The sequence below is a fragment of the Bacteroides sp. CAG:189 genome (assembly GCF_000432295.1).
Lineage (GTDB): Bacteria > Bacteroidota > Bacteroidia > Bacteroidales > Bacteroidaceae > Bacteroides > Bacteroides salyersiae.
Genome location: NZ_HF990969.1, coordinates 1 through 829 on the forward strand (window position 1 = coordinate 1; position 829 = coordinate 829).

Consider the following 829-nt stretch of genomic DNA (forward strand, 5'->3'; position numbering starts at 1 on the left):
GACTCCTTTTCACGGAGTTCACTATTTTGCGACTCAATACTCATTATCGTTTTTATTCCAAAATTGATTATTTAAACATGGTTACCATTAAAGAAGTAATAGAGGCCAGCACTGAAACGGCGGACAACCACACTCCTACCGAGTTGTTCGAGTTGATGCGGCTCTGGCCGGTCTTAGCTTTATTAGGCTCTACGTAAACAATATCGTTCTGTTGCAAATAATAGCAAGGCGACTGGAAAATATCCGAAGAGCGCAAATCATGATAGAGGATACGACGCTTGCCGTCCTTTTCACGAATCACGGCGACCCGGTCACGACGGCCATAAATCGTCAGGTCACCGGCCATACTCAGTGCTTCGAGCAGGGTAATGCGGTCACCGGAAATATCGAACGTACCCGGACGGGTCACCTCACCCATCACGGAGACTTTAAAGTTCAGGAACTGAACGGTGACAATCGGATCTTTTATCAAGTCTTCACTCATCAGTTTTTGTTTTATCAACTCGGTAACCTGCATACGGGTCAAACCTTCTACATGAATTTTACCTAAAATGGGGAAATCGATATCGCCGTTCTGGTCAACAAGATATCCCAACAAACGTTGTTGAGCCGTAGTCTGGGCGCCAATCTGGTAGGTTACTACCGGCATATTGAAAGGCAAAGCCAATTCCGGATCCTTACTGTTCACAAGGATGGCCAACAAATCATCCTTATGGATAATCACTTCATAATTCTTATCTATATTCTCTTCTTTTATAGAAGCAATATCCTGCAAATAAAGCACCTCTTTCGGAGCTGAGCAGGATGCCAAAAAGGCTATCAGACACAA

The 829-nt window shown here is 44.1% G+C and carries 1 protein-coding gene; it reads right to left on the bottom strand.

Annotated features, from left to right (window positions below; genetic code table 11):
• Positions 1-67 precede the first annotated feature (67 nt).
• The coding region (locus tag QVP90_RS00435; RefSeq protein WP_252196557.1) for a polysaccharide biosynthesis/export family protein at positions 68-829 on the bottom strand (762 nt) is incomplete at its 5' end.